17 protein-coding genes and 1 tRNA gene are annotated in these 15379 nt (G+C 58.4%); 15 read left to right on the top strand and 3 right to left on the bottom strand.

Going from position 1 to position 15379, the window contains the following annotated elements; genetic code table 11:
• Positions 1-38 precede the first annotated feature (38 nt).
• The 4 genes from IMX17_RS01825 (at position 39) to IMX17_RS01840 (ending at position 3506) form a co-directional block, all read left to right on the top strand.
• A complete protein-coding gene (locus IMX17_RS01825) occupies positions 39-1049 on the top strand; it encodes an iron ABC transporter permease (protein WP_046896419.1) in 1011 nt (336 codons plus the stop codon).
• Positions 1036-1803, top strand: coding sequence for an ABC transporter ATP-binding protein (locus IMX17_RS01830; protein WP_182264181.1), 768 nt, complete (start codon positions 1036-1038; stop codon positions 1801-1803). The genes IMX17_RS01825 and IMX17_RS01830 overlap by 14 nt, the downstream gene beginning before the upstream one ends.
• Positions 1804-1905: 102 nt before the next feature.
• Positions 1906-2781, top strand: coding sequence for a glyoxalase III HchA (hchA, locus tag IMX17_RS01835; protein WP_193549272.1), 876 nt, complete (start codon positions 1906-1908; stop codon positions 2779-2781).
• Positions 2778-3506 (top strand): PA1136 family autoinducer-binding transcriptional regulator, encoded by a 729-nt coding sequence (locus tag IMX17_RS01840; RefSeq protein WP_193549273.1) that lies wholly within the window; start codon positions 2778-2780, stop codon positions 3504-3506. Before hchA ends, IMX17_RS01840 begins: the two co-directional genes overlap by 4 nt.
• On the opposite strand, the gene IMX17_RS01845 is transcribed toward IMX17_RS01840, so the two are convergent.
• Positions 3503-4393, bottom strand: coding sequence for a LysR substrate-binding domain-containing protein (locus IMX17_RS01845; RefSeq protein WP_099782243.1), 891 nt, complete (start codon positions 4391-4393; stop codon positions 3503-3505). The genes IMX17_RS01840 and IMX17_RS01845 overlap by 4 nt on opposite strands.
• A 129-nt stretch (positions 4394-4522) precedes the next feature.
• On the opposite strand from IMX17_RS01845, the gene IMX17_RS01850 reads away from it, so the two are divergent.
• Positions 4523-5095, top strand: a complete 573-nt coding sequence (locus tag IMX17_RS01850) for a hypothetical protein (RefSeq protein WP_052759893.1) — start codon at positions 4523-4525, stop codon at positions 5093-5095.
• Positions 5096-5144: 49 nt separating this feature from the next.
• Here the strand turns inward: IMX17_RS01850 and IMX17_RS01855 are convergent, their stop codons facing one another.
• Positions 5145-6851, bottom strand: a complete 1707-nt coding sequence (locus tag IMX17_RS01855) for a hemolysin (protein ID WP_193549274.1) — start codon at positions 6849-6851, stop codon at positions 5145-5147.
• Between the two features lie 476 nt (positions 6852-7327).
• Here IMX17_RS01855 and IMX17_RS01860 point away from each other — a divergent pair, with 476 nt between their 5' ends.
• The 10 genes from IMX17_RS01860 to IMX17_RS01905 all read left to right on the top strand — a co-directional run bounded on the left by IMX17_RS01860 (position 7328) and on the right by IMX17_RS01905 (position 15108).
• A complete protein-coding gene (locus tag IMX17_RS01860; RefSeq protein ID WP_046896424.1) occupies positions 7328-8056 on the top strand; it encodes a MerR family transcriptional regulator in 729 nt (242 codons plus the stop codon).
• Positions 8057-8258: 202 nt separating this feature from the next.
• Entirely contained in the window at positions 8259-8693 is a 435-nt protein-coding gene (locus IMX17_RS01865; RefSeq protein ID WP_046896425.1) for a nuclear transport factor 2 family protein, read from the top strand.
• A complete protein-coding gene (locus IMX17_RS01870; RefSeq protein WP_046896426.1) occupies positions 8690-9409 on the top strand; it encodes an SDR family NAD(P)-dependent oxidoreductase in 720 nt (239 codons plus the stop codon). Before IMX17_RS01865 ends, IMX17_RS01870 begins: the two co-directional genes overlap by 4 nt.
• The gene (locus tag IMX17_RS01875) at positions 9406-10662 is read left to right on the top strand and encodes an NAD(P)/FAD-dependent oxidoreductase (protein WP_182264185.1); all 1257 of its coding nucleotides are present in this window, start codon (positions 9406-9408) and stop codon (positions 10660-10662) included. The genes IMX17_RS01870 and IMX17_RS01875 overlap by 4 nt, the downstream gene beginning before the upstream one ends.
• Positions 10663-11385: a DUF1365 domain-containing protein gene (locus tag IMX17_RS01880; protein ID WP_046896428.1), complete on the top strand. Its 723-nt coding sequence runs from the start codon at positions 10663-10665 to the stop codon at positions 11383-11385.
• Positions 11382-12602, top strand: coding sequence for a cyclopropane-fatty-acyl-phospholipid synthase family protein (locus IMX17_RS01885; RefSeq protein WP_193549275.1), 1221 nt, complete (start codon positions 11382-11384; stop codon positions 12600-12602). The genes IMX17_RS01880 and IMX17_RS01885 overlap by 4 nt, the downstream gene beginning before the upstream one ends.
• Positions 12599-13084 carry a DUF2878 domain-containing protein gene (locus IMX17_RS01890; protein WP_182264186.1) on the top strand — a complete coding sequence of 162 codons (486 nt, stop codon included), beginning with the start codon at positions 12599-12601 and terminating at the stop codon, positions 13082-13084. The genes IMX17_RS01885 and IMX17_RS01890 overlap by 4 nt, the downstream gene beginning before the upstream one ends.
• Positions 13081-13608 carry a hypothetical protein gene (locus tag IMX17_RS01895; RefSeq protein ID WP_046896431.1) on the top strand — a complete coding sequence of 176 codons (528 nt, stop codon included), beginning with the start codon at positions 13081-13083 and terminating at the stop codon, positions 13606-13608. Before IMX17_RS01890 ends, IMX17_RS01895 begins: the two co-directional genes overlap by 4 nt.
• On the top strand, positions 13605-14135 hold the full coding sequence (locus IMX17_RS01900) for a DUF3833 domain-containing protein (protein ID WP_046896432.1): 531 nt from the start codon (positions 13605-13607) through the stop codon (positions 14133-14135). The genes IMX17_RS01895 and IMX17_RS01900 overlap by 4 nt, the downstream gene beginning before the upstream one ends.
• Positions 14136-14148: 13 nt before the next feature.
• A complete protein-coding gene (locus IMX17_RS01905; RefSeq protein ID WP_046896433.1) occupies positions 14149-15108 on the top strand; it encodes a DUF523 and DUF1722 domain-containing protein in 960 nt (319 codons plus the stop codon).
• A 151-nt stretch (positions 15109-15259) separates the two neighbouring features.
• Here IMX17_RS01905 and IMX17_RS01910 read toward each other — a convergent pair.
• A tRNA-Asn gene (locus IMX17_RS01910) sits at positions 15260-15335 on the bottom strand.
• Between the last annotated feature and the right edge of the window lie 44 nt (positions 15336-15379).

Genomic DNA, 15379 nt, shown 5'->3' on the forward strand with positions numbered 1-15379 from the left:
ACGGTTGAATAGCGTTAATCCAATGGAGGAGCTTGGGGATGCCGGGCAGAGGAAAATATGCGGCGATCATGGCGGGATTGTTCATTTCGCTGTGTGCAGTCGCCTTCGCATCGCTGTTTGCCGGCCGCTACGCCTTGTCGGCCCATGATGTGGCGCAGATTTTATGGCAGGGGAACATGCCGGGGGAAAACGAGGCCCGCTATTCGGTGATTTTTAACCTGCGCGCGCCGCGGGTAGTGGCGGTGATGCTGGTGGGCGGCGGGTTGGCGGTCGCCGGCGCGACCTTTCAGGCGGTGCTGAAAAACGCATTGGCCAGCCCGGACGTGCTGGGCACGTCTTCCGCCTCCGCCTTTGGCGCTGCGCTGGGCATTCTATTGAGTTTGCCTTTTGCCCTGAGTTCGCTGCTGTCGTTTCTTTTCGGCGTGGTGAGCCTGTTGCTGGTGCTCGGTATCTGCCGCCTCAAACGCCGGCAGGATGCGCTCACCACGCTTTTGTCCGGCATGATTATCGCGTCGCTGTTTATCGCGTTTGTCTCGGTCATAAAATATGTCGCCGATCCGCAGGATACCTTGCCGGCGATCGTCTTCTGGCTGATGGGCAGCTTCGCTTCGGTAGCGAAAGCGCAGGTTTATTGGCTGATCCCGCTGTTTGCGGCGTGTTACCTGACTATCTACCGGCTCAGGTGGAATATGAACATTCTCTCTCTTGGGGACGACGAGGCGCGCATCGCCGGTCTGAATCCGCCTCGACTGAAGATCCTGTTGCTGATCGCCGCCTCTCTGCTGGTTTCCGCTTCGGTGAGCTTGGCCGGCGTGGTGGGGTGGGTCGGCTTGGTGATCCCGCATTTGGTGCGAAGCGTATTGGGGTATAACCACGGTCGCCTGATCCCGGCTTCGGCGCTGAGCGGGGCGCTGTTTTTACTGGTGATCGACAATATCGCCAGAGGCGCCACCTACGCTGAAATCCCGATCGGCATCCTGACCGCGCTGATCGGCGCGCCGCTTTTCGCCCTCCTTTTTATTATGAGCAGCAAACATGATCACCGTTAGCCAGTTGACCCTGGGGTTCAAAGGGTGCGAGCCCATTCTCGACAACGTCAGTTTTCATCTGAAACGCGGTGAGATCCTCAGCGTGCTCGGGCCGAACGGCGCCGGTAAAACCACTCTGCTGAGACATGTCGCGGGCCTGTGTCGGCCCCTGTCAGGCGTGTGCCAGATCGGCCGCATCGACAATCGGCCCGCCCGACTGGCCTATGTGCCGCAGGCGAAAACGCCGCATTTCGCGTATGGCGTGCTCGATTTTGTCACTTTCGGCTGCGCTCGCCAGGCGGGGTGGTTCGCCGGGCCGCGACGGCAAGATTTCGCCAAGGCGCAGGCGGTGTTGCACGCGCTGGAGATCGCGCCGCTGGCGCAGAAAAACATCAATCAGATCAGCGGCGGGGAATTGCAGATGTGTTATTTCGCCAAGGCGCTGGCGGCGGACCCCGACGTCATGATCCTCGACGAACCGGAGTCGAACCTGGATTTTTACAATCAGGCTAAAATGATCGAGATGCTCTGGCGCCTCGCCAAAGAGCGGCAGATGACGATCGTGCTGAATACGCATTTTCTGCATTACGCCGATCGCATCTCCGACAAGTGCCTGCTGATGAATAAGCGACAGTGCATGTTTGGCGATAAAAACGCCTTGCTGCAAGAGGATATCCTGGAGCGTTACTTCCAGGTGCCGGTGAGAAAGTGCCGGTACGAATATGCCGGCGTCAGCGAAGAAACGTTCATTGTCGCGCTACGGCACCCCACTTGAGCGTTGCCAGTGCGAGGGTGATTGAGGGATATCCCTCATTGCGGCCCCGCCGGCGGTTATTTAAGCTGAAAGAGAAATGCAACGGTGAATATGGAGATAATCATGACTGATTCAGTATCCAACGATCGTAATCCCACCCCGGATGTGGCGGAAGACAACGCGTTCTTCCCATCACCTTACTCCCTCAGCCAGTACACCTCGTCCAAAACCGACTTCACGGGCGCCAACTACCCGAACGCCTATCGCGGCGGCAAGTGGAAGGTGCTGATGATCGCCTCGCAGGAGCGTTACCTGCTGATGCAAAACGGCAAGTTCTTCTCCACCGGCAACCATCCGGTCGAGATGCTGCTGCCGATGCATCACCTGGATCTGGCCGGTTTCGAGATCGACATCGCCACGCCGTCCGGCGATCCGGTGAAGCTGGAGATGTGGGCGTTCCCGCATGAAGACCCAGCGGTCAAGGCCACCTATGAGAAGTACCGCAGCCAACTCAAGCAGCCGAAAAAGCTGACGGAAGTCGTGAAGGATCTGGATGGCGGCAACTACCTCGGCGTTTTCATTCCCGGCGGCCACGGCGTGCTCAATGATATCCCGTTCAGTGAAGAGGTGAAAAAGACGCTGCACTGGGCCCATGACAACGATCGCTATGTGATCTCGCTGTGCCACGGGCCGGCCGGTTTGCTGGCGGCGGGCATTGGCGAGAGCAAAGACGATTTCCTCTATCGCGGCTATGAGATGTGCGTGTTCCCGGATGCTCTCGATACCGGCGCCAACATCGACATCGGCTATATCCCCGGCCCGATGCCCTGGCTGGTGGGCGAACGCCTGCGTGAGCTGGGCGTGAAGATCGTCAATGCCGACATCACCGGCAAGGTGCATAAAGATCGGCGCCTGCTGACCGGCGACAGCCCGCTGGCTTCCAACAACCTCGGCAAACTGGCGGCGGAGACGCTGCTGACCGACGTCGCTGCGCGATGAGCGATGAGATCGCGCAGCGCGCTTTCCAGACGGCGTTGGCGATGGACCACGAGCGAACCTTGTCCGCCATTCGGGGGCGGGTTCGCGCCTTCGCCGCGCCGTTCGGCTTCGATCGCTTTGTGCTGTTTTCCGCTTCCGCCACGGCGGAGGCGGGGATCGAGCATATCTATTGGGTCGAAGGCGACTGGTTCGGCGAGGGGGAGGCGGTCGATGCGCTGACCTACGTGCGGCACTGCCCGGTGACTCGCCACATGCTGCGGGCCAGCGAGCCGTTCTTCTGGACCAAGACCCGGGCGCAGCAGGGAGAGCGCTACCGGATTGTGCGCACGCCGCGCGGCGCGGGCCTGCACGGCGTGCAAATCCCGGTGTTCGGCCCCGCCGGCCTGGAGGGCGCCGTCAGCCTGGGAGGCGAGCGCATCGACGCCTCGCCGCCGGTGCGGTTGGCGCTGTCGCTCGTGGGCACGGCGGCCTTTTTGGCGGCGCGGCGGCTGTTTGAACCGGCGGCCGGCAAAGAAGAAGGCCGGCTGTCGGCGCGCGAGCGCGAGGTGCTGAGCTGGACCGCCATCGGCCGACGACAGGCGGATATCGCCGCGATGCTCGGCCTGTCTGAACGCACGGTGGAAAACCACCTGCGCCGCATTCGCCGGCGCCTTGGCGCCGCCACCACCGCGCAGGCGATCAGCGTGGCGATCCGCCTGGGCGAAATTGCCCCCGAGAGCCGTTAGCCTGCCGCCATTTGCCGCAGCAGCCACTCGCGCAGCGCAATGATATCGGGGCGCTGCGCGGTCTCCTCGGTGGTCATCAGATAGTAGTTGGCGCCGGGTAACGCCATCTCGAACGGCGCGGCCAGCACGCCGCGCTGCAACAAATCGCGCGCCAGCAGCCGGCTGGCGATCACCACCCCCTGGCCGGCCACCGCCGCCTGCAGCGCATGCGTTTCGTCGCTGAAGGTCAGCCCGGCTTCCACGTTCAACCCTTCCGGCCCGTAGCGCCGTCGCCAGTTCTCCCAGGTCGGCGAGTCGGCGGGCACCTGCCGATGCGCCACGTGAAACAGCGTCACCCGCTGTAAATCCTCGATGCGCGCCAGCGCCAGCGCCGGGCTGGCGACCACGATAAAGCGATCCTCATGCAGCAGGGTGCAGTGCAGATCGGTTTCTGGCGTTTCACGGTAGCGGATGGCGACGTCCACGGTGCGCTGGCTGAGATCGACCCGCTCGACGCTGGTGTGCAGGCGCAGATCGATGGCGGGAAACTCCGCCTTGAAATCCGCCAGGCGCGGCACCAGCCAGTGGGTGAGAAAATTGGAGGTGGTGGTGACGGTCAGCGCCGGCGGCTGCCGGGCGCGGGTGATTTGGGCGACGGACTGTTCTAGCGCGGCAAAGGCGCGCTGGGTGCCGGCATACAGGATCTCGCCGGTCTCGGTCAGGCTGACGCCCTGCGCGCTGCGCTCGCACACCCGGCATTCCAGCACCGACTCCAGCAGCTTGATCTGGTGGCTGACCGCCGTCGCGCTCACGCCCAGCGCCTCGGCGGCCAGTTTGAAGCTGCGGCAGCCGGCCACGGCGTGGAAAGCGCGCAGCGCGCCCAGCGGCGGCAAACGGGGTTTTCTCATGGCTGAGTTATTCTCATCTAAGGCTGAAAACTATGAGTTTGTCTGACCTATTATACAAGAGATAGGCTACTGACATGTGAACAGGGAAATGAATTTATTTCATCATTTCCACCCTATCGGGAGAGAACGATGAGCCTTTCTATCAACAACGGCGCCCTGGGCGCCATGACACACACGGGAACGGCGGCGAGCGCCCTGGCGCTCAGTGTGCCGGTCGCCGCGGGCGCTTTGCTGCTGGAGGCGGAGAGCCTGCCGGGCATCGGCGCGACCCTGATGCTGCTGACGGCATTGGCGCTGGCGTTTCTCGGCGGCGCCGCACTGGCTCGCTGGCAGCCGCTGCGGAACCGGCCAGCGCTGGTGATTCTCCGCCACGGCTTTTTGCTGGCGGCGGCGGGATGGCTATTGACGCTGCTGATGCTGTTCGGCGGCCATGACTGGCCGGCTCTGCTGGCGGGTCTCGCCCTCGGCGGCCTGGGGCAGGGCGTCGCCTACCGCACGGCGGTGGGGGAGAAAGCGGCGTTCGCCGTGGCGTGCAGGCTGACGACGGTGGTGACTATCGTGGCCGTAGTGATTGCCGCTTCGCTGGTGCAAACCTACGCCGCGCCGGGCGTGAGGGGGAGCGGTTTCGCGCTGGCGTTGCTGGTCGATCTGGCGTTGCTGGGGGCGTTGCTGGCGCGGGTGGCGGAGCGGGATGGGGCCTGAGCCGTCGCGCCGCAGGTAAACAACCCGCCGGTAAACCGGCGGGCTTCGCTTAGGCGGCCGCCAGCTCTTGCGGCGTAACGGTTTGCAAACCGACAAGCTGAATGGCCGGCTGCTCCAGATTGATGCCAAAGTATCCTTGATCCCAATTGTAGATATTGACGACGTGCTGATTGAGCGCGCTTTCACCCTGCATGAATATCGACAGATCCTGCGTATGGGTTTGCGCGTTGTAGTTCAGTGAGAAGCTGCTGTTTGAACCTTCGGCGCCGAAGGCCAGCAGGTGGTTGTCGATAGACAGGGAGGAGGCCTGTAAAAAGCCCAGCTCGAAGCTGTCGTCGATGTAGATATTGTGGGTCTGCTTCACGGGAATGTTCAGCAGGCTGTTGGGGAAGGGCACATCGTTGGACAGCATGCTCAGGTTCACGCCGAGATAATCCTGCGGCGCGCTCCCTCCCGGCGCAGTGGTATAACCGTGCTCGAAACGAATCTCGCTGGAGCCTTTGCCCAGGTTGACCTCCAGGCCGTTGGCCGGCGTCAGCACCCGATCGTTAAAGGTGACGTTGTCCTTAAAGTCGGTCAGTTTCACCGCTTCGATGTTGTACAGCCCGTCCTTAAAGCCATACAGCCCGATGCCGTTTTTCTCGATCACCCCGCGTCCGCCGTAGCTGCCCTGGGCGTCAAACTTCAGGTTTACCCCGTGCGACAGGCTGGAATAATCGACCGTATCGTGGCCGCTGCCGCCGTCGATCACCGTCCAGCCGTAGTTGCCGACGTTGTTTTGCCAGCCGCGCGGCACGCTGATGGTGTCGTCGCCGCTGCCGGTGTTAACGGCGATATTGCCGAACGCCAGGGTGAAATCGTCGTCATGCAGCGTACCGACGCGGTACAGATTCGGCGTGGACAGCACGTCGGCAATGTCGTTGAAAATCGCCGAGCCGATATCCAGCTTGCCGGGAATGAGGCTGCCGCCGCCGGTCACGCTGCTGCCGTAGGATTCGGTGTAGAAATCACGCGCCGCTTCGGCGGCGAGGCGGATGGTCTCGTGGCCAATGCCCAGGGTGGTCAAATAGGTGGGCACTTCGCCCGCCAGCAGCGTTTCAACCACGTAACTGAGGTTTTTCATTTGCATGGAGACCTGCGCCGCGGCAATCAGATCGTAAGTCCCGCCTTCCACCTTAAAGGCCGAGGTGTCGTTGGTCGCCACCCATTCGGTAAAGAACGAGGTATCGCCTAAATAAGAGAACAGCGTGGTGCCGGCCCAGGGGGAATAGTTGGGGGCGCCGGTCGAGGAGGCGTCGGTGAACACTTCGGACGCCGCTGCGCCGGCGTCGATCAGGCCGACCTCGTGAATGTCCGGCACTTTGGCGCTGGTGGGTGGGGCATCCGGCAACGGCGCGTTGGGATCGCTGCTCAGATCGACGCCAAACAGCGTTTTGGCGAAGTTTTTGGCGATGTTGTCGGAGGCATTTTGAATGCGCGCCTCCCAGTCATCGGGCACATGCCCGGTGCGCAACTCATACTGCAGCTTGGTTTGGTCGCGAATGTAATGGGCAAACGCCCCCTGATTCGAGTTCACGCCATAGGCGCCTTTGATCCAGGTATACACCGCGATATCCACGCCCTCAATGGGTTGGTTGGCATGGTTGGGATCGGTGAGCGCATCGACGGATGCGGCATATACCGCAGGCCAGTCGCCGGCTTTGGCGGCCTCCCAAATCGCTTGCAGTTTTTCTCGGTCGGTAATGACGTAAGCCATATAAACACTCCTTGTTGCTGAGAGATTACTTTGAAATTCAACATGATGAATGGAAGCGCGCGATGGAATAAACCGAAACCCGAACAGCCAGAAACGCGCATGCCGCGATCTGCAGCGAACGATGGGCAGCAGGCACCCATAGCGAAAGGATAGACGCAACTTGCTGAGCGAGAGAGATTGGCTTATCGATTGTTTTTACAGAATTATTGTTGTAAATCGGCGGGTAAATCCGCGTATTGGCGTCAGGAAGGCATTTTCGTCAGCTCGGTTAGGAATCTTCTTAGATAAAAGAGTGGGTTTCGCTAGGGGGAGCGTTGGCGTTATGAAGGCAAAACACCCGTCATGACTCACTGGCGGTGGTCTCTAAACGTGAGGCAAGTCAGGATGTTTGAGTGATAGGGTAAGCCGTTTTCACTTTATCCTATCCACGCAGTTCGTAGTATATTGAGATTCTTCTTTGTTATCGGGTGTTCTGTATGTCTTACTCCATTGGCGAATTTGCGCGGCTTTGTGGAATAACCGCGACGACATTGCGCGCCTGGCAGCGTCGTTATGGGCTTCTCAAGCCGCAGCGTACGGATGGCGGGCACCGGCTGTATAACGATGACGATATCCAACAGGCGCTTAAAATTCTCGACTGGGTCAAAAAAGGCGTCCCGGTTAGCCAGGTAAAACCGTTGCTGGCCCGTCCTGGCGCACGGCGAACGAATAACTGGTTCACCCTGCAAGAGAACATGCTGCAGCGCCTGAAAGAAGGAAAAATTGAATCCCTGCGCCAGCTGGTATACGACGCGGGGCGCGAGTATCCCCGTCCCGAGTTGGTTAGCGAAGTATTGCGTCCATTGCGCAGTAAAGTCTCGGCCAATGTGCCGGCTATGATGACGCTGCGTGAAATCCTCGACGGTATTATCATCTCCTACACCTCGTTCTGTCTGGAAGGGGATAAGCGTGCGCCGGGCGATAATTACCTGATTACCGGCTGGCATCTCACAGATCCTTGCGAGATTTGGCTTGAAGCGCTTTGTCGCACTGGGCAGGGGCATCGTATTGATGTGCTTCCCTTACCGCCCGCAACCCTGGCCCCCAACATCTTTCCCGATCGTAAATGGTTGTTGGTCACTTCCGGCAAGCTCACCGTGGCCCGTAAAAAACAGATAGAGCTCTGGCAGCAGCAGGTCAGCTCCCTCGATGTGATCTCACTTTAATCCTTCTGTCATTCCCCTTCATGCGGGTGCGGACTGACCACTTTTTCAGTGGTTAGGAATTGCGCTGCCCAAAAAAACATTTCAACCAATTGAATTACATAAAGTTTAAAATATTTTTTCGTAAAACTTGGACAAATCAAAGTGATTGTGTAAGTTTTAATTATGCTTCCACGTGATGGTGTTCACCCTCAAGGCAGAATTTATGCGCGCGCAGCCGTTCGTCATCGACAGGTTTGTTGATTATTACGCCGGTTTGGATCGCCAGACCGTCATGGCGCTTGCTGGGTTGTACGACGTGCACGCCGTCCTGGTCGATCCCTTCGGAGAACACAATGGGCTGTTGGCCATCAAGCGCTATTTCACGCATCTGCTGGCGAATGTGAACACCTGCCGATTCGCCATTGATCCTCCTCTGCGTGGAGCCGGGCAATTTGCCGTGACGTGGAACATGCATTGGTCGCATCCGCGTATCGCCGGCGGTGAAATGCGTTCATTGCCGGGATGCTCGATGGTGGAGTTCCAGGGGGAGAAGATTATTCGCCAGCGTGATTACTACGACGCGGGCGAAATGCTTTATGAGCATCTGCCGCTTTTGGGTTGGGTCGTTCGCGGAGTGAAACGGAGGGTGTGCGCATGATGACTGTTCTCATTACCGGCGCAAGCTCCGGGATCGGCGCCGGGCTCGCAAAGTCATGGGCTGATGACGGTTGCCACGTGATTGCCTGCGGTCGCGATCCTATACGGCTGGAACAGCTGCGCCAATCTCATCCCAACCTCACAATACGTCTGTTCGATATGACAGACAGAGATGCCTGTTGCCTGGCGTTGGCGGACTGCACGCCCGATCTTGTCATTCTCTGCGCCGGTACCTGTGAATATCTCGACCACGGCTGGGTAGACGCAGAACGGATCGAACGCGTCATGGCAACAAATTACCTGGGCCCCATCAATTGCCTGGCCGCGCTTCAATCACAGTTAACCTCCGGTAATCGTGTGGTATTGGTCAGTTCGATGGCGCACTGGCTGCCGTTCCCCCGGGCTGAAGCCTACGGCGCTTCTAAAGCCGCGTTAACCTGGTTTGCCAACAGTCTGCGTCTGGAGTGGGAGCCGAAAGGCATTGCCGTGACCGTCGTATCGCCGGGATTTGTCGATACACCGCTTACCCGTAAAAACGATTTTCCTATGCCGTTTCAGGTCAGCGTGGAGTATGCGGTGAAAGCGATTCGCCGTGGCCTGGCGAAAGGAAAAAACAATATTGTTTTTCCTGCCGGCTTTGGCCTGCTGCTGCGTCTGCTGGCCGGACTGCCTGAGGGGCTCCAGCGCGCTCTGCTGCGCAGGATGGTGCGTTCATGAAAATTGCTATCATTGGCAGCGGCATTGCCGGATTAACCTGCGCGTGGCGTCTTGCAGGGCACCACCAGGTGACGCTTTTTGAAGCGGCGCCGACCCCTGGCGGCCATACCGCCACGGTGGATGTGGCTACCCCGCAGGGGAGTTTCGCGATTGATAGCGGGTTTATTGTCTATAACGACCGAACCTATCCGCGTTTTATGGGCTTGCTGAGCGAACTGGGCATCCAGGGACAAAAAACGCAGATGAGCTTTTCGGTGCACAATCCGCAAAGCGGCCTGGAGTACAGCGGCCATACGCTGGCTTCCCTTTTCGCCCAGCGTGAAAACCTGGTCAATCCTGCATTTTTGACCATGTTGAAGGAGATTGTCCGTTTTAATCGTCTGGCGAAGCAGGCATTAAATGAGGTTGATGCGAACGCGACCCTACAGACATTCCTCGACCGGCATCACTTCAGCGCGTTTTTTGCCCGCCATTACATTCTGCCCATGGGCGCGGCCATCTGGTCATCTTCGCTTCAGGAGATGCGCCGCTTTCCACTGCCGCTGTTCTTACGCTTCTTTGAGCATCATGGCCTGCTGGATATCCGGCATCGCCCGCAGTGGTACGTGGTGCCGGGAGGCTCGCGGGAGTACGTTCGCGAGATGCTGACGCAGTTGAGCGAACGTCTGACGCTGTATCTCAATACGCCTGTGCAACAGGTGATTCGTTCCGACAGCGAAATCAGAATCCAGCTGGTGGCCTCTACCCATACCTTCGATCAGGTGATCTTTGCCTGTCATTCTTCGCAGGCGTTGCGCCTGCTTAAGGATGCGAGCCCCGCAGAACACGATGTGCTGGGGGGCATTGGCTGGCAGCGTAACGAGGTGGTTCTGCACGGCGATCGGCGCTGGTTGCCGGTTCGCGAGCGCGCGTGGGCAAGCTGGAATTATCGCCTTAGTGGGCAGGAACAAGCGAGCGCTTGCGTTACCTATAACATGAATATTCTCCAGGGATTACCTGAAGGAAGCCCACTGTTCTGCGTGACCCTTAATCCGGACAGCTCGATTGAAGAGCGATTCGTCTGGCGACGTTTCGTCTATGAGCATCCGCTGTTTAATCCCCAAAGCTGGCGGGCGCAGGCTCGTCGGGCAGAGATTAACGGCCAGCGTCGAAGCTGGTTCTGCGGGGCTTACTGGTACAACGGCTTTCACGAGGATGGCGTGCGCAGCGCGCTGGATGTGGTGCACGGTATTGCTGCAGGAGCGGGGGGCTAAATGAACAGTTGCTTGTACCACGGCGTATTGCGGCACCAGCGCCTCCAGCCGACAACGCACCGTTTTAGCTATCGGGTGTTTATGGCGTGGATCGATCTCGATGAGCTGGCGCAACTTCCGAGCGTGGGCGTGCGGCGTAATCGCTTCGCCGCAGCGGCTTTTCATGATGCGGATTACCCACTGGGAACCCCGTTAAAAGACAACGCGCTGAATCAGCTTGCCGCCCTGACGGGCGAACGTCCCGAGGGGCGCGTGATGCTTCTGACGCAGCTGCGTTATTTCGGTTTTCATTTTAACCCGGTCAATTTTTACTACTGTTATGACCGCGCGAACCTCCTGCGCTGGGTGCTGGCGGAGGTTCGCAATACGCCCTGGAATGAGCGCCATTACTACGCCGTAGACGCGCAGAAAAAGCGCCCGTTGGCAAAAGCCTTTCACGTATCGCCGTTTAACCCGATGGAGATGGTCTATCACTGGCGATTTAATACGCCGGGCAAAACGCTGCATATGCATATCGAGAACCATCAGGCCTCGAAGATTTTTGATGCCACCCTGATGCTTAAACGCGAGCCGTTGACGCAGGCGAGTCTGCGTTCACTGTTGTTGCGCCTGCCGTTCATGACGCTGAAAACGGTGTTTGCAATTTACTGGCAGGCGTTGCGGCTGTGGCTCAAGCGAGTCCCTCTTTACAACCACCCTGCAAGCAGGAGTGAGCGATCATGATCGAACCCGCCTTTGCGCTTGAACCTGATATTCCGCGCAATCTGCGCTTTGCGCGTTGGCTCCTTTTTCGTGTGCTGAGCGGCCTTCGCAAAGGTTCACTCACGGTGCGGGAAGGGGCGCAGACCTTTCATTTTGGCGATGCCTCGGCAGAATTGCGCGCTGACCTGCAGATTCTATCGCCCGCGGTGTACTGGCGGGTGTTGACAGGCGGCAGTCTTGCGGCGGCAGAAGCCTGGATGGACGGTGAATGGGAAACACAGCAGCTCACGCCATTACTCCAGATATTCGCACTCAACAGCGCCTTGTTGGGGCGGCTGGAAAGCGGTTTTCGTGTGCTGGGCAGGCCCGTAGAGCGCTTGCGTCACTGGACTCGTCGTAACCATCGGCAACAAGCGAGGGAAAACATCGCCGCGCATTACGATCTTGGCAATACGTTTTACGCGCACTTTCTTGATGAGGATTTACTCTATTCCTGCGCATTGTTCACCTGCCCGGAACAGTCGTTAGCGCAGGCTCAACAGGCCAAGATGGCCCGACTGTGCGAACAGTTGGCGCTGACTGAGGATGATCATCTGCTGGAGATAGGCACCGGTTGGGGGGCGATGGCGGAATATGCCGCGCGTCATTACGGATGCCGCGTGACCACCACGACACTGTCTCAGGAACAGTTTGCCTGGGCGACCGCGCGTATTACCCGCGCAGGTTTACAAGAGAGAGTCAAAGTGCTGCTGTGCGACTACCGCGATCTGACTGGGGAATTCGACAAACTGGTGTCGGTTGAAATGATCGAGGCGGTCGGGCAGCGCTTTCTGCCTGCGTTTTTCCGTACCTGTCAGGCGCGCTTGCGCCCTGGAGGCAAAATGGCGATTCAGGCCATTACCATTCAGGATCAGCGCTATCTCGATTACTGCAAAAACGTCGATTTTATTCAGCGCTATATCTTTCCGGGGGGCTTTTTACCAAGTATCACCGCGATGAGCGGTTTGATGACAAAGCATACCGACTTTGTGGTTCGCAATCTGTTCGATATGGGACCCGACTATGCCCGGACGCTGGCCCACTGGCGGCAACGATTTGTTCATGCCTGGCAGGAGATTGAAAAACTGGGTTTTGATGAGCATTTTCGCCGCATGTGGCTGTACTACTTCGGCTACTGTGAAGCCGGTTTTAACGCCCGAACCATCAGCGTGGTACAGCTGACGGCGGAGCGAGTATGAGTCGCCATCTGAAGGCCTTTATCCTCGCCGTCGGCTTCGACCTTTACTGGCTCATGGTGGTGTTATTTCGCGAGCGCGGCGTGGTGTTGTGGCTTGCGCTGGCGATGTTAGCCTGCTTCTTGCTCCCGCCAACGCAGCGCGTGCATGCGCTGGCGCTGGCGGCGGCGGGCAGTGGGCTCGACGCGCTGTGGGCGCTGGCGGGGCTGGTTGATTTTCACGCAGAGGCGCTGCTGCCGCTATGGATGGTTGCGCTCTGGCTGATGTTCGCCGCCCTGTGGACGCACCTGGTCTGCTCGACCGCCTTGCCGGGTTGGCAGCTGGCGCTGATGGCTACTGGCGGAGGGCCGGCTGCCTACCTGTTGGGGGAACGTCTGGGCGCGATTGCCTTTCTGAAACCGACCGCTATCGTCGTTGGTTTGTTGGCGGCGGGCTGGCTGGCGCTGATACTGTTTTTCCATATTCTCATGAGGCCACGACAATGAAACCTGCCTTACTGATGCTGCTGGGATTAATGGCGATTGCGCCGTTTGCGGGCGCGGCAGACTGGTTAAGTTGGCAAAAAGTCGGCGACGCGACGCTCACCTGGGGGCCGTTTACGATTTATACCTCGCAATTGCGCACGCCGGAGGGGCGATATCGTGGGTTGGGGGAAGATCAAGCGCTGATTATCTCCTATCAGCACACGATTGAACGTCAGGAACTGGTGGATGCCACGCGTGAACAGTGGCGGGCGCAGGGCATTCTGGCGCGGGAAGCGCTGAGTGAGTCATGGCTGCGTACGTTGGGAAACATATGGCCAGATGTCGTGCCGGGAATGCAGTTGGCGTTTGTGCAAAAAGCAAGGCGGGGGCAGTTCTGGTATCGCATGTCTGCAACACAAAGGCATTTTATCCCGCTAGGCCCACCACAATCGGCGGCGTTCAGTGAAAACTTTCTCGCGATCTGGCTGGGTCCCCGCACCCAATATCCCGAGTTGCGGCAGCAGCTCACCGGAGGTGATGAGTGAAACGTTTATTGATCCTAATCCTGCCCTTGTTGATGCAGCTCGCCGGCTGTAGCGCTGAAATTGCAGACTATCGCCGGCAGCAGCCGACGCTGGATATCTTTCAGTATTTTCAGGGGGACACGCAGGCGTGGGGGATGGTCCAGGACCGCAACGGCACACAGCTTCGTCGCTTCCATGTCGATATAAACGGTGATGTCGTAGGGGACACGCTGACCCTCAACGAGCGATTTGTGTATGACGATGGCGAGAAACAGCAGAGGGTATGGCATATCCGAAAAGTTAGCGCCGATCGTTACGAGGGCACGGCCGGCGACATTCAAGGCGTCGCGAAGGGACAGGCAGCGGGCAACGCGTTCAACTGGCATTACAGCATGAATGTGACATCCAGAGGCAGAACCTGGCTGCTCAATTTTGATGACTGGATGTATCTGCAGGACGGTCATCATCTGTTCAATAAAACCGAGATGAAGAAATTTGGCTTCTCCGTTGGCACGGTGACGCTCTTCTTCTCCCGTAAAGCACAATAGCGAGGAGAATGTCATGAAAACGCAACCCGTCATTGGGATCAGCGGCTGTTTAACGGGGGCTGCCGTCCGCTTTGATGGCGGGCATAAGCGGACGGAGTTTGTCATGGATAGACTGGCTCAGTGGGTGACGTTTCGGCCCGTCTGCCCGGAGATGGCGATTGGCCTGCCGGTGCCCCGACCGGCGCTGCGTTTGGTGCAAACCTCCGTTGGACAGATTCGCATGCGCCTTAGCCATGCGCCCCACGAAGATGTGACCGTTAAAATGGCCGATTTTTGCGAGGAATATCTGACCGGGTTGGGTGAACTGTCTGGTTTTATCGTCTGCGCGAAATCACCCAGCTGTGGCATGGAGCGCGTGCGCCTCTATGACGAGAAAGGGAATCGTGGGCGCAAGGAGGGGGTGGGGCTGTTTACCGCCGCGCTGATGGAAAAATATCCGTGGCTGCCGGTGGAGGAGGATGGTCGGTTGCACGATCCGGTTCTGCGCGAAAACTTTGTCGAACGAGTTTTTGCGTTGCATGCGCTTAATACCTTGCGCAAAACGGGCCTAACGCGGCGGGCGATACTGGATTTTCATAGCCGCTATAAACTGCAGCTGTTGGCGCACCATCAGGCAGGGTATCGGGAGATTGGTCCGTTCGTTGCGACGCTGCATGAGTGGGAGGACTTGGATGCCTTCTTTGCGGTCTACCGCGATAAGTTAATGACGATCCTGAAGAAACCTGCCTCGCGCAAAAACCACACTAACGTGCTGATGCACATCCAGGGGTACTTCCGTAACCAGCTAACGATGCGCCAGCGCGGAGAGCTGCGAGAGGTAATCCTCAATTATCGTGCAGGGTTGTTGCCCATATTGGCCCCGATGACGCTTCTGAAACATTATCTGGCGGAATATCAGGATGCCTATTTGCTGACGCAGAATTACTTTGATCCATACCCGCAAGCTTTAGCGTTACGGCTGACAATTCAGTGATCGTGCCTGCTACCGGGAACCCGGTGGCGTGATGGTTGATGTCGCGATCGCTCTTTTAACGTTCACGTTTCGCTCATTGCTTATTTCATGCAACTGGCAGCTTAAAAGCAAAAAGCCCGCTTAAGTTTCCTTAAGCGGGCTTCTCTAAATATGGCTCCTCTGACTGGACTCGAACCAGTGACATACGGATTAACAGTCCGCCGTTCTACCGACTGAACTACAGAGGAATCGTGTGAACGGGGCGAATAATAGCGAGGCGCCGCAGGCATGT

Source organism: Serratia sp. X3 (assembly GCF_014982455.1).
GTDB lineage: Bacteria > Pseudomonadota > Gammaproteobacteria > Enterobacterales > Enterobacteriaceae > Serratia > Serratia ureilytica.

Bases quoted from the DNA above. Each gene is read 5' to 3' on its own strand.
- IMX17_RS01825 (WP_046896419.1), top strand. From the start codon at position 39: ATGCCGGGCAGAGGAAAATATGCGGCGATCATGGCGGGATTGTTCATT.
- IMX17_RS01830 (WP_182264181.1), top strand. From the start codon at position 1,036: ATGATCACCGTTAGCCAGTTGACCCTGGGGTTCAAAGGGTGCGAGCCC.
- hchA (WP_193549272.1), top strand. From the start codon at position 1,906: ATGACTGATTCAGTATCCAACGATCGTAATCCCACCCCGGATGTGGCG.
- IMX17_RS01840 (WP_193549273.1), top strand. From the start codon at position 2,778: ATGAGCGATGAGATCGCGCAGCGCGCTTTCCAGACGGCGTTGGCGATG.
- IMX17_RS01845 (WP_099782243.1), bottom strand. From the start codon at position 4,393: ATGAGAAAACCCCGTTTGCCGCCGCTGGGCGCGCTGCGCGCTTTCCAC.
- IMX17_RS01850 (WP_052759893.1), top strand. From the start codon at position 4,523: ATGAGCCTTTCTATCAACAACGGCGCCCTGGGCGCCATGACACACACG.
- IMX17_RS01855 (WP_193549274.1), bottom strand. From the start codon at position 6,851: ATGGCTTACGTCATTACCGACCGAGAAAAACTGCAAGCGATTTGGGAG.
- IMX17_RS01860 (WP_046896424.1), top strand. From the start codon at position 7,328: ATGTCTTACTCCATTGGCGAATTTGCGCGGCTTTGTGGAATAACCGCG.
- IMX17_RS01865 (WP_046896425.1), top strand. From the start codon at position 8,259: ATGCGCGCGCAGCCGTTCGTCATCGACAGGTTTGTTGATTATTACGCC.
- IMX17_RS01870 (WP_046896426.1), top strand. From the start codon at position 8,690: ATGATGACTGTTCTCATTACCGGCGCAAGCTCCGGGATCGGCGCCGGG.
- IMX17_RS01875 (WP_182264185.1), top strand. From the start codon at position 9,406: ATGAAAATTGCTATCATTGGCAGCGGCATTGCCGGATTAACCTGCGCG.
- IMX17_RS01880 (WP_046896428.1), top strand. From the start codon at position 10,663: ATGAACAGTTGCTTGTACCACGGCGTATTGCGGCACCAGCGCCTCCAG.
- IMX17_RS01885 (WP_193549275.1), top strand. From the start codon at position 11,382: ATGATCGAACCCGCCTTTGCGCTTGAACCTGATATTCCGCGCAATCTG.
- IMX17_RS01890 (WP_182264186.1), top strand. From the start codon at position 12,599: ATGAGTCGCCATCTGAAGGCCTTTATCCTCGCCGTCGGCTTCGACCTT.
- IMX17_RS01895 (WP_046896431.1), top strand. From the start codon at position 13,081: ATGAAACCTGCCTTACTGATGCTGCTGGGATTAATGGCGATTGCGCCG.
- IMX17_RS01905 (WP_046896433.1), top strand. From the start codon at position 14,149: ATGAAAACGCAACCCGTCATTGGGATCAGCGGCTGTTTAACGGGGGCT.